Source organism: Streptomyces sp. NPDC048496 (genome assembly GCF_043200055.1).
Taxonomy (GTDB): domain Bacteria; phylum Actinomycetota; class Actinomycetes; order Streptomycetales; family Streptomycetaceae; genus Streptomyces.
In genome coordinates this window covers 69,341-93,986 of record NZ_JBICXB010000026.1, presented here as the reverse complement: position 1 = coordinate 93,986, position 24,646 = coordinate 69,341, and the positions used below count along the sequence as shown (strand labels likewise).

Sequence of the window (24,646 nt, the reverse complement as noted above, 5' to 3'; positions counted from 1 at the left end):
GACAGCGCCACATACCGCGCAAAAGCCCTTCGTCTTCTCAAGGACACGATCGGCTTCTTCTAACTAACCGGTCCACAGGTCTTGACGATTACTCCTCGGTCTCCTCGATGCTGGTGTAGCGCTCGCGTATCTTGTCGACGTCGCCATGGTCTTCACGCATGGCCTGCTGTCGCTTGGTGGACTCTTCGCAGGCCCGTTGCGCGAGCGCGAGTTCCTTGTCCAGTTCTCTCTCGGTGTCCCAGGCGACGTTGATGTAGTCCTCGTCCAGCGGCGGATCAGAGTAGGCGCCTTCTCCCCGCTGCTCGGCGTGATCTCGTTCGCGCTCGACCCGATCCCGATGGTCTTCGAGACATCTCTGGATCTCACGGGCTATCCGCCCTTCGTGAACCCAGAGGAAGGAAGCCAGAAGGTCGTCGTAGCCAGCACGGGCGATGTACCCGCCCATCACCTTGCGCAGGGTGAACCGCCCCGGGAACCGGAGGCGCGGCGGCCGGTGATGTGCAGGTCACGCCGCGCCGCCCGGCACTACGTCCTCCGCAACCTCACGCCCGAGCTTCCAGGCGTCCCACATCGAGGGCGGCCTCACTCAGTCCCAGCAGGTCGAACGTCGGCTCCGACAGGTCCGCGACGACGGACGAGGGCAGTGTCGTCCAGTCGTAGTGCGTCGGGATCTCCGGGTGCGTGTAGGCCGCGTGGATGCTCCGGCGGTCGGATCCACTGCTGTTCGGCCGACCGCTGTGGATGAGGTGCGAGTTGTGCATGATGACGGCACCGCGTGGCGCCTCGACTATGACCTCGTCCGAATGCGAGTCCATCGGGTCTCCCATCCGGGCCAGTGCGGCGGTGTCATCCAGGTGGGAGCCCGGGATGACACGCGTCGCGCCGTTCTCCGCGGTGAAGTCGTCCAGACACCAGATCGCGTTGCACTTGTCGAAGGGCCGCCCGCGCCGGCGGTCGAGGACGTGCAACGGCTGCCCCGCCGCACCCGCCGCGGGAGAGCGGCCGTTGATCAGATTGAGCAAGAGCCGCGGTCCGACCATCAGGCGAGCGGCGTCGAGAATCAGCGGGTGAAGAAGGCCGTCCTGCACTTTGGCCGAGTAGTGCAGTGCGTTGTCGACGAAACGGACGCCCTCCTCGGAATCACTGATCTCGTGAAGACGGTAGGTCTCCCACGCGGTGTCCATCTCGTCGCCCAACTCGTCGCATTCCTGCGGAGTGAACACGTCGAGGAGGACCACATATCCTTCGGTGTCAAGCTGCTCGCGTTCCCCGGGCGTCAGTGCAGTACGGGTCAACACGTTCATCCTCCAGCGTCATAAATACACATTGCTGCCGAGCCCCTCGCGGTCGCGGTGCTCGAAACTCAGACCTTGGTGTTCGCGACGATTCGGTCGAGAGTGGAACGACCCATGTTGTACATCGCCGGATTGGTGTCGATGTAGTACCAGATCGCACCCATACACTGTTCGAACGCCCACGCCTTGCTGCGCTCCCATTCCAGGTCCTCACAGCCCAGCTCCTCGCGGAACGCCGCGCGGGACGTGTCGTCGAGCAGGTGCCAGGCGGAGATGACGTCCAAGGCGGGGTCGGCCGGTGCGAAATCACCGCTGTCGAGAACGCCGGCCAGCCGACCTCCGTCGACCAGAACGTTGTTGGGAGTCAGATCGCCGTGCGACATCACGTCGCCCGGCGTTCGAGGAAGTTCACGGAAGTGGCTCCAGAGCCGGCGGAGAAGAGGCACGTCCAGCAGGCCCTCGCTCTTCTCGAAGCAGAGCTCGACCCATTCGTCGTGGGCGGGCAGCTCGCCACCCCGGTTCTCGCCCTGGAACGTGCGGCCCTCGGTGTCCCTGGTCCGCAGCGCCTTGATGAGACCCGCGAGGTCGCGGGCGAATTCAGCGGACCCGCCGAAGCCGGCGGTGGCGACATCTCCAGGCACCCACGTCTGCACCGACCACGGCAGCGGGTAGCCGCTCCCCGGCTCACCGAGAGCGATGGGACGAGGAGCCGCGACCGGGCAGTGGTCCGCGAATCGCTGCGAGGCTCGGGCCTCGCGCTGGAGCGTCTCCCGGCACACCTCGGGGTCCACCGACTGCAGCGGGAAGCGCGCCGCCAAGTCGTCGCCGATGCGGAAGATGGCATTCACTGTGCCGCTCGACGTCAGACGCCGGATCCGCAGCGCTTTCCATTCGGGAAACTGGGTGGCAATGAGCTCCTGGACAGCTTCGTCTTCCATGATGATCTCGTCATCGTGCATGGTCATGCTTCGTGTGTCCGATCCTGGGTCAGTGGTACCGGCCCGCGCGTGGCCATTCCGTCCGATATCGATGAGAGCGGCGCACCCCATGGTGACTGCCGAGTGTGCGGACCGGGCTTCAGCGAGCCCATGCCAGATGCTCGGCATTGGCCGCGATCAGCTTGTCCGTGAGCACTTCCGCCGCTTGGTGCTGACCGATCAGCGGGTGCGACAGCAAGGCGGCGTACACGCGCTCGCGGCCTCCGCGTATGGCCGCGTCGTGGATCGCAGGATCCGAGGAGGCAGCCCGACCTCGGCGGCCAGCTCGTCGGGCCGGGATTCCAGCAGCTCGGGCAGGCGGTCGACGCCGTCGTTGTAGACGGCCCTCTCCCAGGTCAGATGGTTGAGTCCGACGTGTTCGAGCAGGACCGACGACGGCTCGACATCCAGCATCTGGGCGATCCAACGCTCAAGCCCGATGGCCACGTTGCACAGACCCACCGCGCGGTGTCCGGCGTCCAGCAAGGCGCGGGTGACGATGCTGACCGGGTTGGTGAAGTCGACGATCCAGGCGCCCGGCGCCGCCAGTCGTGCCGCGCGCTCGGCGATGTCCAGCACCACGGGGACCGTGCGCATCGCCTTGGCCAGCCCGCCGAAGCCGGTGGTCTCCTGACCGACGCAGCCGCAGTACATCGGGAGAGTCTCGTCGCTGATCCGGGCCTTCTGTCCGCCGACGCGGAGCTGCAGGATGACCACGGAGGCATCGCTGAGACCGGCGTCGAGGTCACTGGTCCACGTGACCCGGCCCGAGGCCCCGTAGTCGCCGAAGATCCGGCTGGACAGCCCACCGATCACTTCGAGGCGATCGGCGACCGGGTCGACAAGGCGCAGTTCCGCTTGTGGGAAAAGGCGAGCGAATCCGTCGACGAGTTCCGGTGTGTACGTAGACCCACCGCCCACAACTGCGATCTTCATTCCTGACTCCTGCAATCGTCACCTCGCGAAACGAAACCGATTCAAACAAAATCAAAGAACGCCGTTGCCAGTCAAGGCAATTGGGCTTCGCATAGCCGCAGGCCGGACGGGGGGACTTCACTGACGCGGTTGTGCCGTTCTGATCCTCCGCCTAGTCTGCGCTGGCGGGTTGATCCAGGAACGCGAGTCCGTTGGAAGACCGATAGGAGAGTCGATGAGCACGCTCAGATCCTCCGTCACAGTCCCGTCCTTACTCCTGTCGAACCGGGTGCTCCATGACGACTGACGCCGGTGTGAGCGACTGGGACCCCTGGCTGGCACGTGCCTTGGAGGCCGCGAGAGCCGGGGCGGACGCCCTGCGGACGGTTCACGCGGAGGCCAGGATCATCGAGACGAAGTCCGCGCCGGGAGACTTCGTCACCACCGCCGACGTCGCCTCCAACGAGGCGATCCTCAAAGTCATCGATCGTGCCGGTGCCCAGGTCGGTCTGGTGTGTGAGGACCACCCGGAGCGTCCGAGCGGTACCGGACTGCGGTGGGTCGTCGACGCCGTCGACGGGACCGGCAATCTCGCCCTGGGCATCCCGCACTACGTCGTCAGCATCGCTCTCGAGGAACGCGTCGGCGATGTCTGGGCGCCGCGCGTCGGCGTCGTGCACGACCCGAACCGCGATGAGGTCTTCTGGGCCGTCGACGGCGGCGGGGCCTGGCTCGGGAAGTCACGGCTTTCGGTACGGCCCCCGTGTCCCGCTCGCGATGCCGTCGTCGCGACCGAGTACGCGTACACCGCCGAGGGCCGAACCCGGCAGGCGCGCACCCTCACCGCGCTGCTGCCCGCCGTCCGCAGCGTGCGATCGAGCGGGAGCTCGGCTCTGAATCTGGCGTGGGTGGCCGCCGGCCGCCTCGACGGGTTCCTCGAAGACGAGCCGGAGCGCTGGGACTGGGCCGCCGGGGCGCTCATCTCCCGTGAGGCGGGCGCTCACTGCACCCCATGGGGAACCGGAGTCATCTGTGCCGGGCCGGCCTTGGCGGCCGAGCTGCGGGCGCTGGTCAACACCGCGGAGTACTGAAAGATGCCCGACGCACTGCGTATCGCCGTCGTTGGTTACGGACAGGTCGCCCGCCTCCACGCCGAGATCACCCTGGCCGAGGGGCAGGTGCTCCACCGTGTGGTGGGGCGCCTGCCGGAACCGACCGCCGACTTCGCGAAGGAGTTCGGCATCGCCCATCACGGAGTCTCGCTCGACGAGGCGCTCGCGGACGACGCGACCGCGTTGCGGGCCAACTCGCGGCCCCGGTACCGAGGGTCGTCCTGCCCGTCCGGCGTCAGGCCCGACAGTGCGTTCAGGAACAGCGCGGCGAAGTCGTCCTCCAGGTACTTGATCGTCACGTGGTCCTTGGCCTGGCGGCGACGGGCCTGGTTGACCTGCACCTGGGACGCCTGCTCACCGAAGTAGGCCGTGCCCTGCTTGTACGTGAACGGCTCCGCGTCCGTGTACCCTTCGTCAACCGCCCATCGGTAGAAGCTCGCCAGGATGCCCACGTTCTGGTTCCACGTCGACGCCTCGAAACGGTGCTTGATCGGCCCGGTCGCCCGGTACACGGCGTACGCGCCCAGGGCCGACTTCAGCCGCATCCGGGTGTCGAACAGACCCACCCCGTGCTCGGCCAGGAACTCCATCCACTCCTTCACCGTGCGGGCGTAGTAGGTACACGACTTCGGCGCCGGGCACCCATTCGTCGGCAGCTCACGAAGCCACCGGTTCACCGCCACAGTCGGCCGCGGCCCCGAGACGTCCTCGAAGAAGAGGTCGTCATCGATCAGGACCGGCATCCCCTCCGGGATCGCGGGCTTGGCCGGGACATCCCAGTCCTCCCACCCTCGAGAGGAATAGAACACATTTTCCATTCCGCCGACCCTGTCACCCGACACAGCACAGTGCAACATGCAAACCCGCTGGCCCTGCCCCTGCCGCACCCCTGTGGCAACACGACAACAAAGCGAGAACAACACGTATCAGCGTCACCCAGCCCTGCTACCCACTCCCTCAGGCAGCAAAAATTCCGATAATTCCGGTGCGCCGAAGCTCGCCGCCGTGATATTCCGACGAGTCATGGGAGATCTTCTGACACCTCGACTCGTACTCCACCCGTTGAGTCCCGCCGAGGCGGAGAACATAGTGGCCCGCCGTCCGGGGCCGGGCGCCCTGTGGGCACCGGAGTACCCGACCGACGGCGACGCGGCCGGGGCCGGACATTTCTTGGAACACTGCGCCGACACCGGCAACCCCCAGCCGTTCGGCGCCTACGAGATCCGCCTCCGCCAGGACGGACACGCCATAGGCGGAGTGGGCTTTCACGGCGCTCCGAACGCGGAGGGGCAGGTGACGATCGGCTACGGCCTGACCCCTGCGGCGCGCGGCAAGGGGTACGCCGCCGAGGCGCTGCGGGCGCTGCTGGAGTTCGCCCGCGACGAGGGCATCGCCGCCGTGAACGGCGATGCCGACCTCGACAACATCGCGTCCCACCACGTCATGGTGGCGGCAGGCATGCGGTTCGTCAGGGCGGACGACCGGGTGAAGCACTTCCTGATCGACTGGTCGGACACGTCGGAGGCGTCGGACGCAACGGATGCGACGTACGTGGCTGAAGCGACCGACGCGACGGACGCCGCATAGACGGGAGAACCCGCCGGGGCTTCCCGGCGGGTTCTCCCGTCATACGGCCGACGAGTCGGCCGGCGCCTCAGCTCGCAGCGGCTGTGGCGTGGGACGTGGTACCGCCCCCGGCCGTCACCGTGCCGGCCTTCGGCACCAGCAGCCGCTCGGTCAGATAGCCGAAGACCAGACCGAACGTGGTCCACAGCGTGGCCTGAACAGCGAGGGTGGCGAGGCGGAACTCCCACAGCAGACTGGCCGGGAAGCCCTTGCCGACCTCGTTGAACGAGGGCAGGAAGGCGTAGGCCAGCCCGATGACGAGCACATAGGCGGCGGACGCGGCAATGGACGCGTTCCAGTTGCCCAGGCGGGGAGCCAGCCGTTTGCCGAAGATGACGGCAGCGACGGCCAACAGCACGCTGAGGACGACCATCAGGAAGAACAGGGTGGTGCGTTGGCCGATCGTGTCGGGGTGTCCGACAGCCGGCGGATTGGCCGGGTATTTGAGGAACGGCACGACATACACGGTCAGCAGGGCGCCGAACGCGATCAATGCGGCCGTGGCCCTCGGGCCGAACCTGCCGATGCGGCCGAGGGCGTAGCAGAAGACCAGCGCGGCGATGCCGCCGATCGCCACACCGAAGACCAGGACACCGGTGGCGAGACCCGCGGTGGACTGCATGGTGCGGCTGACAAGTTCCTCGCCGCCGTGCTCGTGGCCGTGAGCCTCTTCGAGCGCGATCGCCGCGTCCACCCGGGATTCACCGAGGAAGTAGGCGACGGCAAGAGCGAGCGCGCCGGCGGCAAGTCCGGCCAGCATGCCGCGGACGAGCAGCGCTCTGACAGATATGGAGTTCATGAGCGGTTCCCCTGAGGTGCGCGGCGTGTCAGTGGCAGGGGAAACCGAGCAGGTGGCGACCGTCGTGAACCCACTCGTGGACACCTTCGCCGGAGATGACAGCGGTGGCACCCTGCTCGGCGCCGACAAAGTACAGCAGGACGAGCATGAGGATGCCGAAGAAGACCGCCCACGGGGCAATGGCCTTCAGCGAGATGGGGGTGATGGCGGGTGTGGCGACGGTTGCGGGGGCAGCAGTCTGTGCCATGGCAGAACCTCCTGAGGGAACACGCGTCCCGATCGTGGTGCCTGAGACGACAGTGCCGGGTCTGACTTCCCGCAGGGGTACGGGTTCACAGTGGCGCGACCGTGCCGGATTCTCACCGGACTTCCGTCACACCGTCGTCATGTTCATCGCGACCTTACCGCCTGCGGGCACGCGCCGCCATGGCGCCATCTGCGGGGCCGGAAGGCCCGGATGCCGTGGTGTGCTTACCCGAAAGGCCACAGTTCAGGGAGTTGACACCGGTGTTGACGGTACAAGTGATGTTGATCTCGCCGGCGCTCAATGCTGCGCTGCGTGAAGCCCGTTTCGACGGCGACGCCCCGCTCGACGCGTCCGGTGTCGGGCGGGCGCGTGCGGCCGCTGCCGCGGTGCCTGCCGCCGATCGCCGGGTGTGCGGAGCGGACGAGCGGTGCGCCGGGACCGCCGAGGCGCTGGGGCTGCGGTCCGAACCCGAACCGGCCCTCCGCGGCTGGGACTTGGGGCGCTGGAGCGGGCAGCGGCTGGCGAAGGTGAGCGAGGCCGAGCCGGAGGCGGTGTCGGTCTGGCTGTCCGGCCCTTCGGCGGCACCGCACGGCGGTGAGTCGCTGCTGGACCTGTGTGCGCGGGTGGGCGGCTGGCTGGACTCGTCGCATCGGGACGGCGCCGGGGACGGCCGCGTGATCGCCGTGGTCGAACCCGCGGTGGTGCGCGCCGCGATCGTGCACGCGCTGGGCCTTCCGCCGCAGGCGTTCTGGCGGTTGGATGTCGCCCCATTGACACTGACAGAGCTCAGCGGCCGGTCCGGCCGCTGGAACCTGCGCTGCGGGCGGTCCCTGAGCACCGGAACCGACGCCCCGTAACCCGGCGTCGGCCTCCACCGCCGGGCCGGCCCGCCCTGCCGGTGGCGGACTGTACCTCCCCTCCCCGCCGGCACCTTGAGGCGAGCGCCCGAGGCCGGACCCCCCACAACGCCGCCAGTACCCACCCATCCCCTCCGCGGCAGGCGCCCGTGGGTCCGCCCACATACCGTTCCTGAGCAAGCCCACGAGCCCACCATCACACGATCGAGTTAAACCGTCCTCGTGCGCCACTCACCGGCAAGCAGTTACCAACCCCTACCGCTCGAGCAATGTTGACAAATGGTACGTAAACTGACCAAGGCGTTCGAATCCACCTTCTCCCTTCGGAAGGGCGACCGACCATGACCGATCAAACGCAGGTGAACCGGCCCGAGACCACCCGCCCGCAATCCGAGGCCGCGCACGGAGCAGGACCGCACGGCGGAAACCGCCGAACGGAACCTGGGTCGCGGGGCCGAACCACGATCGCCGACGGCGTGGTGGCGAAGATCGCCGGGCTGGCGGCCCGTGGCGTGCCCGGAGTCCAGGGCATGGGAGGGGGATTCGCCCGCGGTATGGGGGCCGTGCGGGAGCGGGTGCCCGGAGCGGGAAGTCAGTCCGTCACCAGCGGTGTCAAGGTCGAGGTCGGCGAGGTCCAGACGGCGGTCGACCTGTCGATCATCGTCGAATACGGATACTCGATCGTCGAGCTCACGGGCGACGTCCGGACCGAGGTGATCGCCGCCATCGAGCGGATGACCGGTCTGGAGGTCGTGGAGGTCAACATCTTGGTGAGCGACGTGAAACTGCCCGACGAGGAAGAGGAACAGCAGGTGGAGAGGCGGGTCGCGTAGCGGTTCGCCGGACCGGATCGCGCCTGGTCGAAGGGGGCACCGGCCGTGTCGTCGGCCTGAGACTCCGGCTGTCTCACGAGGTCCGTCGAGCTGTCCGGGCCCCCAGTGGTCACTGCCCGGCGGCCCTGGACGGCCGTACGAGCGACAGCAGTCGCCGGCGACGCGGAGGTACGCCGCCCGGCGCATACTCGAAGGTGGCCCTCAAAGATTGGGGGACGCGATGATCGTCCTCGGAGTCATTCTGCTCGTGCTCGGCATGGTGGCCGGGATTTCCTTCTTGTGGACCATCGGCGTCGCCCTGGTGCTGATCGGTGCGGTCCTCTGGATTCTCGGTGCTGTCGGCCGCGGGATCGGTGGGCGGCGCCACTACTGGTGAGAGCCGGAAAACGCATCGCCCCGTGAGCTCACCGGCACTTCGTCGTTGCATCTGCGCGGGACGACGGACCCCGTCGGCGTGTCCCGTCGTCCCTCGGAGGGAGGAGGGGACACGCCGACACACCGGCCCACCAGCCGTACTCAGCCCCGGTACGCCTCCAGCAGGCGCAGCCACACCTCGCTGATCGTCGGATAGGCCGGGACCGCGTGCCAGAGCCGGTCGATGGGGACCTCACCCGCAACGGCGACCGTCGCCGAGTGCAGCAGCTCGCCGATGCCGGGGCCGACGAAGGTGACGCCGAGTACGATCTCGCGGTCGAGGTCGACGATCATGCGGGCGCGGCCCCGGTAGCCGTCCGCGTACAGTCCGGAGCCGGCGACAGCGGCGAGGTCGTGGTCGACGGCGCGGACCCGGTGCCCGGCGCGCTCGGCCGCGGCGAGGGTGAGCCCGACGGATGCGGCCTCCGGGTCGGTGAAGACGACCTGGGGTACGGCCGCGTGGTCGGCGGTGGCGGCGTGGGCGCCCCAGCGGCCGGTCGCCGGCGGCGCGCCGCCCTGTGCGCGGGCGGCGATCGCGGCACCCGCGATGCGGGCCTGGTACTTGCCCTGGTGGGTGAGGAGCGCCCGGTGATTGACGTCGCCGACTGCGTACAGCCAGTTGCTGCCCTCGACGCGGCAGCTGTCGTCGACCGCGAGCCAGGATCCGGGCTTCAGATCCACCGTCTCCAGGCCCAGGTCGTCGGTGCGCGGGGCACGGCCGGTGGCGAAGAGGATCTCGTCGGTCTCGATGCGCTCGCCGTTGTCCAGTTCCACGGTGACCGGTCCGTCGGGGCCGGCACGCCGCACGGACGTGGCGGAGACGCCCGTACGGACATCGGCTCCGGCCTCGGTGAGGGCCTCGGCGACCAGCTCGCCCGCGAACGGCTCCATCTTCGGCAGCAGCCCCTTGCCGCGGATCAGCATCGTCACCTGCGCGCCGAGAGCCTGCCAGACGGTGGCCATCTCCACGCCGACGACTCCCCCGCCGACGATCACCAGTCGGCCCGGCACCTCTTTGGCGCTCGTCGCCTCGCGGCTGGTCCAGGGGCGGGCGTCGGCGACTCCGGGAAGGTCGGGAACGACGGCGCGACTGCCGGTGCAGACGGCGACGGCATGCCGGGCGGTCAGCCGGTGTCCGGAGCCGTCAGGGCCTGTGACGGAAACCTCCTTCGTGCCGGTCAGACGTCCCTGACCCCGGTAGACGTCCGCGCCGATCCCCTCCAGCCAGGCGACCTGTCCGTCGTCCTTCCAGTGCGAGGCGTACTCGTCACGGCGGGCGAGGACGGCCGCCGTGTCCAGGAGTCCCTGGACCGCCGCGCTCAGTCCGGGGACCTTGCGCGCGTCGGCGCGGGCCACGACCGGGCGCAGCAGCGCCTTGCTGGGCATGCACGCCCAGTACGAGCACTCGCCGCCGACGAGCTCCTTCTCGACAACCGCCGTGGACAGTCCAGCGGCCCGGGTCCGATCCGCCACGTTCTCACCCACAGGTCCCGCACCGATCACCACGACGTCGTACACGGCGTTCTCCACAGCATCTGTCATGGGGACAGTCTGGCCGCAGGTGTGAGCGGTGGCCACACGGGCAGGCGGAATAGCGCGGAACCGGTCACGGTTGTGGCGGACACGTCCGAACGGGCACAGGAAGAGGTAACGAGAGCATGAGCACCGTAGAGCTCACCAAGGAAAACTTCGATCAGGTCGTCAGCGAGAACGAGTTCGTCCTGATCGACTTCTGGGCTTCCTGGTGCGGCCCGTGTCGGCAGTTCGCGCCGGTGTACGACGCGGCGTCCGAGCGCCACGCCGACCTGGTCTTCGCCAAGGTCGACACAGAGGCGCAGCAGGAGCTGGCGGCGGCCTTCGAGATCCGGTCCATTCCGACCCTGATGATCGTCCGGGACAATGTGGCGGTGTTCTCCCAGCCGGGGGCCCTGCCGGAGACGGCTCTCGAGGATGTCATCGGGCAGGCCCGCAAGCTGGACATGGACGAGGTCCGCAAGTCCATCGAGGACCAGCAGAAGGAACCGAAGTAGGCGGCGCGAGCGCGCGACGGTGAAGGGGCCCGGCCGGTTGGCCGGGCCCCTTCGGCGTCCGGATATCCCTGGGGGTGTCCGCCCCCATCCGCCGGTCTGATCCGCCGGCCTAGAAGGGGTGGCCGGCCGGTGCGCGGCGGACCGTCGTCCAGCGCAGGTCGGTGAAGGCCTCCAGGTTGGCCTCGCCCCCGAAGCGCGCCCCGGTGCCTGACGCGGCGATGCCGCCGAAGGGTGCGACCGCCTCGTCGTTCACCGTCTGGTCGTTGATGTGGGCGATGCCGGTCGGGATCCGGTCGGCGAGTTCCAGGCCGAGGGCGGTGTCGCGGGTGACGATGCCCAGCGAGAGCCCGTACGGGCTGTCGGCGGCCAGCGCCGCGGCCTCGTCCAGGGTGTCGAAGGACCGCACGGGGGCGACCGGGCCGAAGACCTCCTCCGCGTAGGCGGGTGTCCGGTCGTCGACGTGGGTGAGGACGGTGGGCCGGTAGAACAGGTCGCGGTGGGTACCGCCCGCCGCGAGCTTCGCGCCCTGTGCGGTGCTCGACTCGACCAGCCGGTGGATCTTGCCGAGCTGGCCGCGGTCGATGACCGGGCCGAGGTGGACCTGCTCACGGTGCGGGTCGCCGACAACCAGCGCGTCCGCCTTCGCGGCGAGCCGCTCGACGTACTCGTCGTGCAACGAGGCGTGGACGAGGTGGCGGCCGGTGGTCATGCAGACCTGGCCCTGGTGGAAGAAGGAGCCCCAGGTCGCCTGCGCCACAGCGCCCTCCAGGTCGGCGTCCTCCAGGACGACGAGCGCGGAGTTGCCGCCGAGTTCGAGGTGCGCACGCTTGAGGAGCCGCCCGGCAGCCTCGCCCACGGCGCGGCCCGCCGTGGTGGAGCCGGTGAAGGAGATGACCGGGACGCGAGGTTCGGCGACGAGCGCCTGTCCGGCCGCGGCGCCGCCGGGCAGGACATGCAGCAGGTTCTCGCCGAGTCCGGCCTCGGCGAAGACCGCGGCGAGTGAGAGCCCGCCGCAGACCGCGGTGCGCGGGTCGGGCTTGAGAAGCACCGCGTTGCCGAGGGCCAGTGCGGGCGCGACGGACCGGATGGAGAGGATCAACGGCGCGTTGAACGGGGCGATGACGCCGACGACCCCGACCGGGACCCTGCGGGTGTAGGAGAGCCGTTGGTCCTCGCTGGGCAGGACCTGACCGGCCGGCCGGGAGGCGAGCGCGGCGGCTTCGTAGCACTCCTGCGCGGCGACGTGGAGCTCGAAGTCGGCCTTGCCGGGGATCGATCCGGACTCCCGTACGAGCCATTCGCGCAGCTCGTCAGCGTGGGCGGCGAACAGGTCACCGGCCCGGCGCAGGACGGCCGCGCGCACGAAGTGCGGGGTGCGGGCCCAGGCGGACTGGGCGGCGGCCGCGGCCTCGGCGGCTGCCGCGATGTCCTCGGGCGCGGCGAGGGTGACGTGTCCGAGGACCTCGCCGGTGGCGGGCTCGACGACATCCGACTCACCTCCCGCGAGCGTGCGGGACTGCCAGGCTTTGGGGTCGAGCAGGAACATGAAGACTCTCCAGTCGATCGGTTCGAGGGGTGGTCCCATGCGGTGGGGCGCGCGGGGTGTGCGGCCGCGGCCTCGCGGGACTACGCGATCCGGCGCAGCCGTGCGAGCTGCGTTCGGCCATCGAACGTGATCTCGCCCGGTTGAACGTGCAACATCGTAGTCACGCCGCACCGATCGAAAAGGGAATTGATCGAACTGCTCCGCCCTTTTACGCGCGCGGAACGGTGCGGACGTCACGCACGAGCGGGTTTCCCAAATCCTGCCTCCTGCAAGGCAGTTGTCAGTACGGACGGTCAGCTTTCGGCGGTCCGCTCCGAGATCCTGACCGAGAGCCCGAGGTCCAGTTCGGCACCGTCGACAAGCAGGGCCTCCACGGTGTGGGTCGCCGGATCGATGTCCGCCACCACGCCCTCCCCGGCGTACCGGGGGTAGCCCGATGCCCCCGTCTCGCCGGTGGCCTCCACGACGGCAGAGCGGATAGGGGCGCCGGCGTACCGGACACCGCCGGCATCGGCGGACTCGGGGGTTCCGGAGGCCTCGGAGGAGCCCTTGGCCTTCGGGGCCTCAGTGGGGCCTTCGGTGAACTCGGGGACCAGCAGGATCTCGTAACTCTGCGGATGGTTCATGGTCATGACGCTAGGCAAGCGACGCGCGACGCGCACGTTGCCGCGCTGAACCCTCCTCAGCTGGACTCGCGGGGGATCGCCCGCGCCCTCAGCAGGTCATGGCGCTCCGGCACGCCTCCCGGATGCCGCACCAGCCGGTCGACGAGTTCCGCCAGCGGCTGCGATGTGGCCAGCTCCATCCGCACACTGCTCAGCCGGGGCCTCAGCAGCCTGCCGAGCAGCAGGTCGTCGGCTCCCACCACGGCCGTCTCGCCCGGTACCTCGATGCCCGCGTCCTGGAGAGCCCGCATCAGGAGCATCGCGTAGGCGTCGTTGTACGCGAACACGGCGTCGAGTCCGAGCGTGCGCCACCGGGCGGCGAGCGCGCCGGCCGACTCCTCGTCGTACCGCAAGGGCAACGGTTCGATGAGGGCTCCGCCATCGGCCGCCACCCGCCGGGCTCCGGACAGCCTCGGTTCGGCGAGCAGGGCGAGACCCGGTTCCTCGGGCATGACGACGCCGATCCGGCGTCGTCCGCGTTCCAGCAGATGTCCGGTCGCGCAACTGCCGACCTCCCGCTGGTCCATGACCAGGGCGTGGGCGCCGTCCACCGGTTGCGGGCCGAAGGTGATCACCGCCTTGGCGCCGGAGCGTCGCAGTACGGCTATGCCCTGCGGAGAGAGCGCGACCCCGCCGGGTGCGATCACGGCGACGGGGCGGAGTTCGGCCCAGGCCCGGGCGGCGTCGTCGGCGTCCAGTCCGAGGCTCCCGTGCTGGACCACGGTGTAGTCGAGGCGGCGCAGCCCGGATTCGAGTTCATGGAGGAAGCGGTGGTGGAGCGGACCGGCCGGGTGGTTCCCGGTGGGCATCAGCACCGTCCGGGTGTGTCCGGCGCGCAGGCTCCGGGCCGCCGCGTGCGGCACATAGCCGAGTTCGGAGGCCGCCTCCCTGACCCGGCGGCGGGTGGGCTCGCTGATCCGGACAGTCGGGTTGTTGTTGAGTACGTACGACACGGTGGCCCGCGAGACCCCGGCGAGCCGCGCCACGTCGGCGCTGGTCGGGACGGGGCCTTCGGTGGGCTGCTTGGGTAACTGGCTCATGGCGTCGGGCAGTCTTCCAGACCGCTTGGAGATGGGTACGCTTCGGGGCATGGATGACTCGTCGATGGTGGGGCTGCTCGGCAGGGTGACCGGGACGGTGGGGCCGGGACTGGTCGGTGAGGTGATCGTATCGATCCGTGGGGGCGCCGAGCACTTCCTCGCTCATCCCGCCGCGCCGGGGGTCCGTATCGAGCCGGGGACGGTGGTGACGGTGATCGAGTATCTGCCGCCGCGCACGGTCTATGTGGCTCCTGCTTACGACAGTTGAGGTGTGTGAAGGACCGGCGTCCCGGGTGCGGCAGTCAAGATTGCGGCAAGGTTGCGCACACCTCTTCTCCGCCGTCGCGCACAGGAGAAGACTTCCTCTGTTCAGCAGTGCCGACGGGGTACTGCGATAAGAGGAGCTCACAAAATGGGAGTCCGATCAGCTCGCGGCGTCTGGTGCGTGCGATCGCAAGGCGCCGGAAGGTCCTCGGATGGGGTCTCCCCCTGCTCGAACGAAGCTGAGAGCTTGGGGAAGGAGCTACTAGGGCGTTTCGGCAACGCAGCGAGCGTGCGTGCCAGGCGTCGCGAGCCGGGCGCCCATTTTGTGAGCTTCTCCAAGGGGGCGCATGCCGATGGTCATCGGCGTCACGGCGGGTCTCGTACTCGCTGCCATCATTGCATTGATCGGCCTGTTCAAGCTCATGTGGCGGGTGGCCGAGCCGAACGAGGCACTCGTCATCTCCGGTTCCAAGCACAAGACCGAGGGCCTCGGACAGGGCATGGGATTCCGCATCGTCACCGGGCACGGCACGCTCGTCCTGCCCGGCGTGCAGGCGGTACGGAAGATGTCGCTGGACCTCAACGAAACGGAACTGTCCGTCGATTGCGTCACGCATCAGGGGATTCCTCTGCGGGTGCGCGGCGTTGTCATCTTCAAGGTGGGCGATGACTTCGTGTCGATCGCCAATGCGGCCCGTCGATTCCTCGACCAGCAGAAGATGATGTCGGAGCGGGTGCACAACGTGTTCGCCGGTCATCTCCGGTCCATCGTCGGCGGGTTGACCGTGGAGGACATGATCCGGGACCGGGAGAAGCTCACCGGTCAGACCCGGGCGGCGTGCGGCACCGAGATGGAGAAGCTCGGGCTGATCGTCGACTCGCTGCAGATCCACGAGATCGAGGACCCGACCGGGTACATCAAGAATCTCGCCATGCCGCATGCCGCGGCGGTGCAACGGGACGCCCGGATCGCACAGGCCGAGGCCAACCGGCGGGCCACCGAGGCGGAGCAGCAGGCCGCCGCCCGGATGTCGGAGGCGACCCGCGACAGCGAGATCCTGCAGGCCGGGTATCAGGCCGAGCGGGACAAGGCCGCGGCCAAGTCGCGGCAGGCGGGACCGCTCGCCGACGCGGCGGCCCGGCAGGAGGTCGTGGTCCAGGAGACCCGGGTCGCCGAACTGGAGGCCCAGCGGCGCGAGCAGCAGCTGCAGGCGGACGTACGGAAGCCCGCGGATGCCCAGGCGTACGAGAAGCGGACGCTGGCGGAGGGCGAGCGCGACGCCCGGATCTCGGCCGCCGAGGCGCATGCGAAGGAGACGGAGCTCGCCGCGATCGCCGAGGCCAACCGGGTCAAGACGGCGGCGATCGCGGAGGCCGAGGCCACGAAGGCGCGCGGCGCCGCCGCCGCGTCGGCGACCCGGGCGACCGGTGAGGCGGAGGCAGCGGCGGCGCAGGCCAAGGGGCTGGCGCTGGCCGAGTCGACCCGGGCCAAGGGGCTGGCCGAGGCCGAAGCGATCAAGGCGCGTGCTGCCGCCCTCGCGGAGAATCAGGAAGCCGTTGTCGCCCAGCAGTTGGCGGAGAGGTGGCCGGAGATCGTCGAGGCGGGCGCCGGTGCCTTCAGCAGTGTGGACCACATGGTGCTGCTGAACGGCGCCGACGGGATGTCGGAGATGTTCGCGAAGGCGCTGACGATGGGTGGCACGGGGCTGGGTCTGGCCCGGCAGCTGCTGTCCGCGATGAGCGAGAAGGGCGAGACGGCAGGATCCTCGGCGCCGGTCAACGGTGCCACGCCCGCCGTGCCGCCGTCGCCGCGCCGGGAGCGCATTCCGGTGACGGGTGATCAGGACGGGAGCACACCCTCCTGACCGTACCCGGTGGGTGTGGCCGGTCCTCGTCCGTCAGCCACGGGCGAGGACCGGCCACTGCTCCAGGTCATCGACATGCGGCGCCCACAGCTCCGTGTCGGCCACCCCGCGCCGACGCAGCACCGGCAGTCGGGGGCCGACGGCCCTGGCGCCGCAGGTGGTCGGCGTGGCGCAGGGCGCTCCGGCAGGCGCCTTCCTGTTCCGGTGGGGCGGCTGTGCGAACGCGGCGACGGGGTCCGACCCTGAACCTTCGGTTGACGTCGAGACCGGTGAGTATGAAGGGCGCTGTCGCTCCGGCAGGCGTGGTCTGGGAAACGGCGTCGCGACCAGTCCGGCGGTCGCACACCCTGCCCTGTGCCAGGGAGGCTGGGCACGGCGTGCGAGCGTGACGAGGGGTGCACCGCGCACGTCCGTGGGGCACGTGTCCGATGACCATGGTCCGGGACTGCTGCCCGTTCGGCGGGCATGGTCCACGGAATGGGCCGGACAGCCCCTACGGTGTTCCGATGACCATCCCTCACCGTTCAGACAGCACGTACCTCTCGGACTCCACCCGCGCCGCCGACGGCTCGGCCGACTTCCCCGGGCGCTCCGGCCCCGCCGCGACCGCCGAGGCGAACCCGCACGACGTGGGCCCGGTCCGCACCTCGTACGCCCCCGACCGCGACGGCGATCCCGACCCCGGCGAGATCGTCTGGACCTGGGTGCCCTTCGAGGAGGACGACGGGCGCGGCAAGGACCGCCCGGTACTGGTGGTGGCCCGGGAGGCGGCGGGCACGCTGCTCGCCGTGCAGCTCTCCAGCAAGCAGCACGACCGGGACCGCGAGTGGGTGGCCCTCGGCGCCGGGCCGTGGGACAGCTCCGGCCGGCCGTCCTGGGTCGATCTGGACCGGGTGCTGCGGGTGCATGAGGACGGGATGCGGCGCGAGGCGTGTGCGCTGGACCGGGACCGGTTCGATCTGGTCGCCGGCCGGCTGCGGGAGCGTTACGGCTGGAACTGACCGGCGGGGCCGGGAGGCGGCCCGTACGGCTGACGTTGACCCCACTGGCTCAGCGTCACCGTGTCGGCCGGTGTCCACCCCTCTGGCTCAACGGCAGGGTCAGGGAGTGTCCGGGCCTGACGGCCGCAGCTCTTTTTCGAACGCGCGAGCGAATGCGGTGCGAGTGGTCGATTCTGGACCGCGGTCGAGGATGCCGAAGACGATCTGCTCGAAATGCCCGGCGAACCGGCCCCCGCCGGTGAGCAGCGCGCGGAAGGCACCTGCCACCTCCGCCGGATCGTTGCGGAACACGCCGCAGCCCCAGGCGCCGAGCACCAGCCTGCGGTATCCGCGCACCGCAGCGACCTCCAGCACCCGTTCGGCGCGGGACTCGAGCGCGGCGGGGATGCGACGGGCGTCCTCGGGAGTCCGGTCGCGGATCACTCCGGCGTTGGGTGCGGGCGAGGTGAGGAAGCCCACGGTGTACGGGGTGTCCAGCAGGCGCCCCCGGTCGTCGCGGAACACCGGTACGCCGGGTGAGTGGATGACCCGGTCGGTGTAGAAGGCGCTGCGTTCGGCGCGGTGGTGGGCGTAGTGGCCGGGGGCTCGCAGCAGGGTGGCGTAGAGCGCCGAGCTGCGGCAGAGCGCCTCCTCCTGGGCCTGCGCGCCGTTGAGATAGCCGCCGCCGGGGTTACGGGCGGAGGCGAAGTTCAGCACGGCGACCTTGCCGGGCCCTTCGCCCGTCATCCGGCGCGCCGCCTGCAGGCTGCTCTCGCCGGTGACCTCGACAACCGTGGTGCGGTCGGAGTCCAGAACGGCGACGGGCACCGGCTCGGGCCCGTACAGCCGGGTCCCGGAGAGCGCGGCGGCCAGAGCACGCTCGATACTCACCTCACGCCCCGCGGGCGTGCGGTAGAACCCCTGCTCGATGATGGTCTCGGTCTCTCTTGCGATGGCGCGAAGCCGTTCGCTCATCAATACTCCCCCGTGTCGTGCATACGGGGCATGGTCGGTGCTTCCGAGGCCCGGATGCAACCGAATTCCTGTCGCGCAAGGGCCCTCTTGTGCGATCTCCCGGCACGGGTTTGGGTGGTACGGACGCACCGAAGAAGGAGGCCCCAGAATGTCACCGGACGCACCTGTCGGCCACGGTCCGGCCGAGTACGACCTCCCCCTCGGCGAGGGGGAGGCGGAGGATTTACTGCGATGTATCTGCTTCAAGACGGGCCCGCCCCGCGCGATCGGTGTCGAGCTCGAATGGCTCATCCACGACCGTGACCATCCCCGGACGCCGGTCCCGCATGACCGTCTCCACGCGGCTGTCGCCGCTGTACGCGCGCTGCCGCTGAGTGCGGCACTCACCTTCGAACCCGGCGGCCAGCTGGAGCTCAGCTCGCGCCCCGCCGACTCCCTGACGGCCTGCGTCGATGCCATGACCACCGATCTGGCCGCCGTACGTGCCGCGCTCGACGCGGAGGGCCTCGCGCCGGTCGGTGTCGGCGTCGACCCCTGGCATCCGCCGCACCGTCTGCTGCACGAGCCCCGCTACGACGCCATGGAGGTCTCGCTCGACCGGTCGGGTACGGCCGGCCGCGCCATGATGTGCACCACCGCGTCCGTCCAGGTCTGTCTGGACGCCGGCGAGGAGGAGCCGGGGCCACTCGGCTACGGGCGGCGCTGGCAGCTGTCGCATCTGCTGGGTGCGGTGCTGGTGGCGGTGTTCGCCAACTCGCCGTACCGGCACGGCCGGCCGACGGGACTGCGGTCCACCCGCCAGTCGATATGGGCGGATCTCGATCCGGTACGGAGTCTGGCGCCACCGGGCCATCTGGCCCCGCGCGACGCCTGGGCCACGCATGTGCTCGACACCCCGGTGATGTGCATACGGGGCGGCGAGGGGCCATGGGCCGTCCCGGAGGATCTGACCTTCCGCGACTGGATCCGTACGGGCGCGCCACGGCCGCCGGTGCGCGCCGATCTCGACTACCACATCAGCACGCTCTTTCCGCCGGTGCGCCCGCGCGGACATCTCGAACTGCGCATGATCGACGCGCAGCCGGGTGACGACGGATGGCTCGTGCCGCTCGCCGTCACCAACGCGCTGTTCGACGACCCGGAGGCCGCCGAGACCGTGTACCGCACCGTCAAACCGCTGGCCGAGACGGCGGGCCCACAGTCGGCACCGCGCAACCCGCTCTGGACCGGCGCCGCCCGTGACGGCCTGTCCGACCCCGAACTGCGGGCGGTGGCCGCCGTCTGCTTCCATCTGGCCCGCGAAGCGCTGCCGAGGATGGGTGCGAGCGAGGCCGTGCAGGAGGCGGTGGCGAATTTCCACGACCGTTATGTCGCCCGGGGGCGATGTCCGGCCGATGATCTGTCCGGACTGCTGTCGAGGCCGGCGGTGCATGCGATGCCCGCTTCGGCGCTCCGTCCGGAACCGGGAAGGAAGGCAGGCTCATGACCCACTCCCCCACCCCCTCGGCCACCGGCCTGGACACCGAGGCGCTCCGTCGGCGCGCTCTTGCGGCGCTCCTCACTGCGCGGGAACGCACCACGCTCCTCACCGACAGCGTGGACGACCATGAACTGACCGCCCAGCATTCACCGTTGATGTCGCCCTTGGTGTGGGATCTCGCGCACATCGGCAATCAGGAGGAGCTGTGGCTGCTGCGGGGCGTCGCCGGGCGGGAGCCGATGCGGCCCGAGATCGACGGGCTGTACGACGCCTTCGAACATCCGCGGGCCAGCCGTCCGTCCCTGCCGCTGCTGCCGCCCGCCGAGGCCCGCTCCTACGCGGCGGAGGTACGGGGCCGGGCCCTGGACATCCTCGACAGCACCGCCCTGACCGGCGGCCGCCCGCTCGTGGATGCGGGTTTCACCTTCGGGATGATCGCTCAGCATGAACAGCAGCACGACGAGACGATGCTGATCACTCATCAGCTGAGGTCAGGTCCGGCCGCACTCACCGCACCGGAACCGCCGCGGCCCACCGACGCGGCCGCCTTGCCCGCCGAAGTCCTGGTGACAGGCGGCCCGTTCACCATGGGAACGTCCACCGAACCCTGGGCCCTCGACAATGAGCGGCCCGCCCATGTGCGCGACGTCCCGGCTTTCCTCATCGACACGACACCGGTCACCTGCGGCGCGTACGAGCGTTTCATCGAGGACGGCGGCTACACCGAACGGCGCTGGTGGGCGCCGGAGGGGTGGGCCATGGTCCGCGAGCACGAGCTGACCGCCCCACTCTTCTGGCACCGGGACGCAGGGCAGTGGCTGCGCCGCCGGTTCGGGGTGACCGAGCCGGTGCCCGCCGACGAGCCGGTGCTCCATGTGAGCTGGTACGAGGCGGACGCGTACGCCCGCTGGGCGGGGCGCAGACTGCCCACCGAAGTCGAGTGGGAGAAGGCGGCGCGCCACGACCCGGGCTCGGGCCGCTCGCGCCGCTACCCGTGGGGCGACGAGGACCCGACCCCCGACCGGGCCAATCTGGGCCAGCGCCATCTGCGTCCGGCGCAGGCAGGCGCGTACGCGACGGGCGAATCACCGTCCGGCGTACGTCAGTTGATCGGCGATGTATGGGAGTGGACGTCGAGCGACTTCCTCCCCTATCCGGGCTTCGCGGCGTTCCCGTACCGGGAGTACTCGGAGGTGTTCTTCGGCCCCGACCACAAGGTCCTGCGCGGTGGTTCGTTCGCCGTCGACCCGGTGGCCTGCCGGGGCACGTTCCGCAACTGGGATCTGCCGGTGCGTCGCCAGATCTTCTCCGGATTCCGGACCGCGAGGGATCTCTGATGTGCCGTCATATTGCTTATGTCGGGCCACCGGTTGCGCTCGGAGCGGTGCTGGCGCAGCCGTCCCGCGCGTTGGTCCGGCAGTCCTGGCAGCCCCGGCAGCAGAAGTACGGGACCGTCAACGCGGACGGTTTCGGGGTGGGCTGGTACGCGGACGGCGACCCGGTGCCGGGTCGCTACCGGCGCCAGGGGCCCATCTGGGCCGACCTGTCCTTTGCCGATCTGGCCAGGGTGGTGCGGAGCACGGCACTGCTGGCCGCCGTACGCGACGCCACCGAGCCGGGGGCGGACGGCGAGGCGGCGGCCGCGCCGTTCGCCTCGGGCCGGCTGCTGTTCAGCCACAACGGTGCGGTGAAGGGCTGGCCCGGATCGCTGGCACCGCTCGCCGCCACGCTGCCCCCGGCCGAACTCCTCTCCCTCAGCGCCCGCTGCGACTCCGCCCTGGTCTGGGCACTCGTGCAGCACCGGATCGCCCAGGGGGACGACATACCGCAGGCCGTCGCGGACACCGTGGGCGAGATCGCGGAGGCGGCGCCCGGTTCGCGGCTGAACCTGCTGCTCACCGACGGCACCACCATCGTGGCGACGGCCTGGGGAGACACCCTCTGGTACCTCACCGAGCCGGGCCGCAGCGCGGTCGTGGCCTCGGAGCCGTACGACGACGATCCGCACTGGCGCACGGTCCCCGACCGCACCCTGCTCGTCGCGACCTGCACCGACGTTCTGCTCACCCCGCTCAAGGAGCCAACCGAGTGAGTCCCATTCAGCTGACCCGCACCCTGCCGGCGGACGCGACGAACGCGGCGCTGCGCGCCGATGTGCTGCACGGCCTGACCCGGCAACCGAAGACCCTGCCGCCCAAGTGGTTCTACGACGCGCGCGGCAGTGAGCTGTTCGAGGAGATCACCCGGCTGCCCGAGTACTACCCGACCCGCGCCGAGCGGGAGATCCTGGTCGCCCGCGCGTCCGGGATCGCCGCGGCGTCCGGGGCACAGACCCTGGTCGAACTGGGTTCCGGCTCGTCGGAGAAGACCCGGCATCTGCTGGACGCGCTGCTCGCGCTGCACAGCTATGTGCCGGTCGACGTGAGCGAGAGCGCGCTGCGCGGCGCGGCCGAGACCCTGCTCGCGGAGCGGCCGTACCTGTCGATCCATGCGCTGATCGCCGACTTCACCGATGGGCTCGCCCTGCCGGACACACCGGGCCCGCGGCTCGTCGCCTTCCTGGGCGGCACGATCGGCAATCTGCTGCCGGACGAGCGGGCGGTGTTCCTGAAGTCGGTACGGTCGCTTCTCTCGCCCGGCGACTCGCTGCTGCTCGGCACCGATCTGGTGAAGGACGAGGAGACGCTCGTCGCGGCGTACGACGACGCGGCCGGGGTGACCGCGGCGTTCAACAAGAACGTACTGACGGTCGTCGACCGGGAGTTGGGGGCCGACTTCGACCCGGCGGACTTCGACCATGTGGCGCTGTGGGACCCGAAGCGGGAGTGGATCGAGATGCGTCTGCGGGCCCGCAGAACGCTCACGGTGAAGATCCCGGAATTGGACCTGGTGGTGCCGTTCACGGCAGGTGAGGAGCTGCGTACGGAGATCTCGGCGAAGTTCCGCAAGGAGGGGATCCGGAGCGAACTCGCCTCGGCCGGCCTCACGTTGACTCAGTGGTGGACGGACTCCGCGGACCGGTTCGCGGTGTCGCTGGCCACGGCGGTCTGAGCGGTACGGGCAAGAGCACGGCGGCCGGGACGGGCGCCCGCGGGGATCGGCGGCAGGACGCGGATCTCGGCGGTCAGCCCGGCCGCCGTGACCACCCGCCACAGCGAGGCGGTGAGCGGATCGTCACCGACGAACGCGGCGGCACCGGCCACCCGCCCGTCCGTCCGCGCCGTGCGGTAGGTGATGCGTACCGGACGGACCTCGGCGTCCGCGTCGATCGCCGCCTGGAACGCAGCGGGCCGGAACCGGCCACCGGATCCGCGCCCGCACCAGGTGCTGCCTTCGGGGAAGACCACCACCCGTGACCCGCCGCGCAGCGCACCCGCGATGGTGCGCACGGTCGTGGGCAGTGCCCGCAGCCGGTCGCGCTCGACGAACAGCGTGCCGCCGAGCGCGGCGAGCGGGCCGAGTACCGGCCAGCGCCGGATCTCGCTCTTGGCGAGCATCCGGCCCGGGAACACGGCGGCGACGAGCGGGATGTCCAGCCATGAGATGTGGTTGGCGACGACCAGCGCACCGGGAGCACCGGCGCGATCCGCCCCGGCCGTCGGCGAAGGGTCGCCGGTCACCTCAATCCGTACTCCGAACGCCCGCACGACCGCGTACGCCCACCACCGGATCAGCCGGTCGCGCTGCCCCGCGGCGAGGAGCAGCACGGGAGCGGCGCACACCGCGCCGACGAGGACGAGGGTGCACCCGGCGAGCAGCAGGGCCGTGGCCGGGAGGGCACCGCGTACCGGGCCGTCGTGACGGGCGCAGGTGTGCGGGGTGCAGGGCGCGGTGGGCAGCCAGGCGCTCATGTCAGCGGGGCGAGAGACAGGAAGTGGCGCAGGTAGCGCGGGTCGGTGCGGCGCAGCGACAGCAGGACGTAGAGGTCGGCGACGTTGAAGTCGGGGTCGTGCGCGGGCGCACCGCAGACCCAGGCACCGAGCCGGAGGTAGCCACGGAGCAGCGGCGGGAGAGCAGCGAGTCCGGTGCGCGCGGGGGTCCCGGCGGCTCCGCCGGGGCGGGTGGTGGCGTTGGGCCGCCAGAGGCGGTGCGGGGTGATCCAGTACTCCTCGGGGGCCAGGTACTTCGCCCGTACGGTGTCCCAGGAGTTTGCGGCCAGCACGCCTCCGTCGGCCAGGGGTATCGAGCAGCAGCCGGCCAGCCAGTTGTGCCCGCTGCGCTCCATGTAGCGGGCGAGCCCCGCCCAGATGAGGGCGATGACGGCGCCGTCCCGGTGGGCCGGGTGGACGCAGGAGCGGCCCACCTCGATCATGTCGTCGCGGATCGGTCCGAGCCGGCCGAGATCGAATTCGCTCTCCGCGTAGAGACGTCCGGCGACACGGGCCCGGTCGGGCGGCAGGAGGCGGTAGGTGGCGATGACGTCGCCGGTCGCGAGCTCCCGTACCAGCAGGTGATCGCAGTACGCGTCGAAGGCGTCGCTGTCCAGACCGGGTTCCGGCCCGTCCAGCCGGGCGCCGAGTTCACCGGCGAAGACCTGGTGGCGCAGCCGCTGGGCGGCTCGCACCTCGTCCTGGGTGACGGCGAGGGAGACGCGGTAGAGCGGCGCCGCGGGAGCTTCGGACCGTGCCGGGGCAGGCTGCTCCGGCGCGAAGGAGGTGGGGGTGAGAGGGCCGGCGACGAGCGGAGGGGTGGGCAGCGCGTTCATGGCGGTCTCCGGAGACGGATC

Annotated in this window: 26 protein-coding genes, 1 pseudogene and 1 riboswitch; of the genes and pseudogenes, 13 read left to right on the top strand and 14 right to left on the bottom strand. The window is 70.2% G+C overall.

The window, feature by feature from the left end:
- Window positions 1–88: 88 nt before the first annotated feature.
- From ACGFSA_RS22685 to ACGFSA_RS22670, 4 genes and pseudogenes are all read right to left on the bottom strand, one after another.
- Entirely contained in the window at window positions 89–448 is a 360-nt protein-coding gene (locus ACGFSA_RS22685) for a hypothetical protein (protein ID WP_393306886.1), read from the bottom strand.
- A 94-nt stretch (window positions 449–542) separates the two neighbouring features.
- Window positions 543–1,295: a phytanoyl-CoA dioxygenase family protein gene (locus ACGFSA_RS22680; RefSeq protein WP_393306884.1), complete on the bottom strand. Its 753-nt coding sequence runs from the start codon at window positions 1,293–1,295 to the stop codon at window positions 543–545.
- Between the two features lie 68 nt (window positions 1,296–1,363).
- Window positions 1,364–2,260, bottom strand: a complete 897-nt coding sequence (locus ACGFSA_RS22675; protein ID WP_393306882.1) for an aminoglycoside phosphotransferase family protein — start codon at window positions 2,258–2,260, stop codon at window positions 1,364–1,366.
- 261 nt (window positions 2,261–2,521) lie between these two features.
- Window positions 2,522–3,208, bottom strand: a pseudogene (locus tag ACGFSA_RS22670) (6-phospho-beta-glucosidase); the annotation flags it as partial.
- A 275-nt stretch (window positions 3,209–3,483) separates the two neighbouring features.
- Here ACGFSA_RS22670 and ACGFSA_RS22665 point away from each other — a divergent pair.
- On the top strand, window positions 3,484–4,278 hold the full coding sequence (locus tag ACGFSA_RS22665) for an inositol monophosphatase family protein (protein WP_393306880.1): 795 nt from the start codon (window positions 3,484–3,486) through the stop codon (window positions 4,276–4,278).
- A 158-nt stretch (window positions 4,279–4,436) separates the two neighbouring features.
- Here the strand turns inward: ACGFSA_RS22665 and ACGFSA_RS22660 are convergent, their stop codons facing one another.
- Complete coding sequence (locus ACGFSA_RS22660; RefSeq protein WP_393306878.1) at window positions 4,437–5,117, bottom strand: hypothetical protein; 681 nt, start codon at window positions 5,115–5,117, stop codon at window positions 4,437–4,439.
- 205 nt (window positions 5,118–5,322) lie between these two features.
- Here ACGFSA_RS22660 and ACGFSA_RS22655 point away from each other — a divergent pair, with 205 nt between their 5' ends.
- Window positions 5,323–5,886: a GNAT family N-acetyltransferase gene (locus ACGFSA_RS22655; RefSeq protein ID WP_393306876.1), complete on the top strand. Its 564-nt coding sequence runs from the start codon at window positions 5,323–5,325 to the stop codon at window positions 5,884–5,886.
- 67 nt (window positions 5,887–5,953) lie between these two features.
- Here ACGFSA_RS22655 and ACGFSA_RS22650 read toward each other — a convergent pair whose 3' ends face one another.
- A complete protein-coding gene (locus ACGFSA_RS22650; protein WP_393306874.1) occupies window positions 5,954–6,724 on the bottom strand; it encodes a CbtA family protein in 771 nt (256 codons plus the stop codon).
- Between the two features lie 28 nt (window positions 6,725–6,752).
- The gene (locus ACGFSA_RS22645) at window positions 6,753–6,971 is read right to left on the bottom strand and encodes a CbtB domain-containing protein (RefSeq protein ID WP_358859456.1); all 219 of its coding nucleotides are present in this window, start codon (window positions 6,969–6,971) and stop codon (window positions 6,753–6,755) included.
- A 3-nt stretch (window positions 6,972–6,974) separates the two neighbouring features.
- Window positions 6,975–7,123, bottom strand: a riboswitch (adenosylcobalamin (AdoCbl) riboswitch).
- A gap of 126 nt (window positions 7,124–7,249) precedes the next feature.
- Between ACGFSA_RS22645 and ACGFSA_RS22640 the strand changes: the two genes are divergently transcribed.
- The 3 genes from ACGFSA_RS22640 (at window position 7,250) to ACGFSA_RS22630 (ending at window position 9,037) form a co-directional block, all read left to right on the top strand.
- Window positions 7,250–7,828, top strand: a complete 579-nt coding sequence (locus ACGFSA_RS22640; protein WP_393306872.1) for a histidine phosphatase family protein — start codon at window positions 7,250–7,252, stop codon at window positions 7,826–7,828.
- A 341-nt stretch (window positions 7,829–8,169) separates the two neighbouring features.
- The gene (locus ACGFSA_RS22635) at window positions 8,170–8,661 is read left to right on the top strand and encodes an Asp23/Gls24 family envelope stress response protein (RefSeq protein ID WP_393306869.1); all 492 of its coding nucleotides are present in this window, start codon (window positions 8,170–8,172) and stop codon (window positions 8,659–8,661) included.
- Between the two features lie 208 nt (window positions 8,662–8,869).
- Window positions 8,870–9,037: a hypothetical protein gene (locus tag ACGFSA_RS22630; RefSeq protein WP_393306896.1), complete on the top strand. Its 168-nt coding sequence runs from the start codon at window positions 8,870–8,872 to the stop codon at window positions 9,035–9,037.
- A gap of 140 nt (window positions 9,038–9,177) precedes the next feature.
- On the opposite strand, the gene ACGFSA_RS22625 is transcribed toward ACGFSA_RS22630, so the two are convergent.
- The gene (locus ACGFSA_RS22625) at window positions 9,178–10,617 is read right to left on the bottom strand and encodes a dihydrolipoyl dehydrogenase family protein (RefSeq protein ID WP_393306867.1); all 1,440 of its coding nucleotides are present in this window, start codon (window positions 10,615–10,617) and stop codon (window positions 9,178–9,180) included.
- A 116-nt stretch (window positions 10,618–10,733) separates the two neighbouring features.
- Here ACGFSA_RS22625 and trxA point away from each other — a divergent pair, with 116 nt between their 5' ends.
- A complete protein-coding gene (trxA, locus tag ACGFSA_RS22620) occupies window positions 10,734–11,105 on the top strand; it encodes a thioredoxin (RefSeq protein WP_393306865.1) in 372 nt (123 codons plus the stop codon).
- A 109-nt stretch (window positions 11,106–11,214) separates the two neighbouring features.
- On the opposite strand, the gene ACGFSA_RS22615 is transcribed toward trxA, so the two are convergent.
- From ACGFSA_RS22615 to ACGFSA_RS22605, 3 genes are all read right to left on the bottom strand, one after another.
- Window positions 11,215–12,651 carry an aldehyde dehydrogenase family protein gene (locus ACGFSA_RS22615; RefSeq protein WP_393306894.1) on the bottom strand — a complete coding sequence of 479 codons (1,437 nt, stop codon included), beginning with the start codon at window positions 12,649–12,651 and terminating at the stop codon, window positions 11,215–11,217.
- Between the two features lie 293 nt (window positions 12,652–12,944).
- Window positions 12,945–13,277, bottom strand: a complete 333-nt coding sequence (locus ACGFSA_RS22610; protein WP_393306863.1) for a hypothetical protein — start codon at window positions 13,275–13,277, stop codon at window positions 12,945–12,947.
- 56 nt (window positions 13,278–13,333) lie between these two features.
- Window positions 13,334–14,356, bottom strand: a complete 1,023-nt coding sequence (locus tag ACGFSA_RS22605; RefSeq protein ID WP_393306861.1) for a LacI family DNA-binding transcriptional regulator — start codon at window positions 14,354–14,356, stop codon at window positions 13,334–13,336.
- Window positions 14,357–14,405: 49 nt separating this feature from the next.
- Between ACGFSA_RS22605 and ACGFSA_RS22600 the strand changes: the two genes are divergently transcribed.
- The 3 genes from ACGFSA_RS22600 (at window position 14,406) to ACGFSA_RS22590 (ending at window position 17,486) form a co-directional block, all read left to right on the top strand.
- Window positions 14,406–14,624, top strand: coding sequence for a hypothetical protein (locus ACGFSA_RS22600; RefSeq protein ID WP_393306859.1), 219 nt, complete (start codon window positions 14,406–14,408; stop codon window positions 14,622–14,624).
- 343 nt (window positions 14,625–14,967) lie between these two features.
- Window positions 14,968–16,485, top strand: coding sequence for a flotillin family protein (locus tag ACGFSA_RS22595; RefSeq protein WP_393306857.1), 1,518 nt, complete (start codon window positions 14,968–14,970; stop codon window positions 16,483–16,485).
- Between the two features lie 506 nt (window positions 16,486–16,991).
- Window positions 16,992–17,486: a type II toxin-antitoxin system PemK/MazF family toxin gene (locus ACGFSA_RS22590; RefSeq protein ID WP_393306855.1), complete on the top strand. Its 495-nt coding sequence runs from the start codon at window positions 16,992–16,994 to the stop codon at window positions 17,484–17,486.
- A gap of 99 nt (window positions 17,487–17,585) precedes the next feature.
- Here ACGFSA_RS22590 and ACGFSA_RS22585 read toward each other — a convergent pair whose 3' ends face one another.
- Complete coding sequence (locus tag ACGFSA_RS22585; RefSeq protein ID WP_393306853.1) at window positions 17,586–18,440, bottom strand: TIGR02452 family protein; 855 nt, start codon at window positions 18,438–18,440, stop codon at window positions 17,586–17,588.
- 148 nt (window positions 18,441–18,588) lie between these two features.
- Here ACGFSA_RS22585 and egtA point away from each other — a divergent pair, with 148 nt between their 5' ends.
- From egtA to egtD, 4 genes are read left to right on the top strand one after another with little or no spacing between them, the layout of a single operon-like run.
- Window positions 18,589–19,926, top strand: coding sequence for an ergothioneine biosynthesis glutamate--cysteine ligase EgtA (gene egtA, locus ACGFSA_RS22580; RefSeq protein WP_393306851.1), 1,338 nt, complete (start codon window positions 18,589–18,591; stop codon window positions 19,924–19,926).
- Window positions 19,923–21,257, top strand: coding sequence for an ergothioneine biosynthesis protein EgtB (gene egtB / locus ACGFSA_RS22575; RefSeq protein WP_393306849.1), 1,335 nt, complete (start codon window positions 19,923–19,925; stop codon window positions 21,255–21,257). The genes egtA and egtB overlap by 4 nt, the downstream gene beginning before the upstream one ends.
- A complete protein-coding gene (egtC, locus tag ACGFSA_RS22570; protein ID WP_393306847.1) occupies window positions 21,257–22,012 on the top strand; it encodes an ergothioneine biosynthesis protein EgtC in 756 nt (251 codons plus the stop codon). Before egtB ends, egtC begins: the two co-directional genes overlap by 1 nt.
- A complete protein-coding gene (gene egtD / locus ACGFSA_RS22565) occupies window positions 22,009–22,971 on the top strand; it encodes an L-histidine N(alpha)-methyltransferase (RefSeq protein WP_393306845.1) in 963 nt (320 codons plus the stop codon). The genes egtC and egtD overlap by 4 nt, the downstream gene beginning before the upstream one ends.
- Here the strand turns inward: egtD and ACGFSA_RS22560 are convergent.
- Together ACGFSA_RS22560 and ACGFSA_RS22555 are read right to left on the bottom strand one after the other, a co-directional pair.
- On the bottom strand, window positions 22,914–23,771 hold the full coding sequence (locus ACGFSA_RS22560) for a lysophospholipid acyltransferase family protein (protein ID WP_393306843.1): 858 nt from the start codon (window positions 23,769–23,771) through the stop codon (window positions 22,914–22,916). The two genes, egtD and ACGFSA_RS22560, sit on opposite strands and share 58 nt — an antisense overlap.
- A complete protein-coding gene (locus ACGFSA_RS22555; protein ID WP_393306841.1) occupies window positions 23,768–24,625 on the bottom strand; it encodes a GNAT family N-acetyltransferase in 858 nt (285 codons plus the stop codon). Before ACGFSA_RS22555 ends, ACGFSA_RS22560 begins: the two co-directional genes overlap by 4 nt.
- Between the last annotated feature and the right edge of the window lie 21 nt (window positions 24,626–24,646).